The sequence below is a fragment of the Virgibacillus sp. M23 genome, from assembly GCF_034190895.1.
GTDB lineage: Bacteria > Bacillota > Bacilli > Bacillales > Amphibacillaceae > Virgibacillus > Virgibacillus salarius.
Map to the genome: position 1 here is coordinate 1 of NZ_JAWDHA010000226.1, position 476 is coordinate 476.

General features: G+C 49.2%; 1 protein-coding gene. It reads right to left on the reverse strand.

Annotation, left to right across the window (positions count from 1 at the left end; genetic code table 11):
- A partial coding sequence (locus RVS70_RS22220; protein ID WP_321134880.1) for an AMP-binding protein occupies positions 1-476 on the reverse strand: 476 nt, incomplete at both ends.

A 476-nucleotide genomic window follows, 5' to 3' on the forward strand; every position in this document is an offset into this window, starting at 1 on the left:
GTATAATAGGCTGCTAGGTTATCCATACCTGCAACCACAACGCATTCCAGAATGCCGGGATGCTTACTAAGCCTGCTTTCAATATCACCAAGTTCAATACGGAATCCGCGGATTTTCACCTGATTATCGATGCGGCCTATATATTCAATTCGTCCTCCCGGAAGCCAGCGGGCCATGTCTCCCGTTCTATAAAGCTTAGACCCCGGCTCAAAAGGATTGTCAATGAATCTCGAATCCGTTAATTCTTCCTTTTTGTAGTAGCCCTTCGCCACACCGTCTCCTGCAATGCACAGCTCACCCGGGACACCAACCGGAACTGGCGCGAGCTGAGAATCCGTAATATAAATTTGTGTATTGGCGATCGGTCTTCCTATCGTGGCATGAGAGCATTCATCGTGAATGCGCTGAACCGCTGACCAGATTGTTGTTTCGGTTGGCCCGAACATATTCCAGGCTTCGCTGCCCGTATGCAAGAA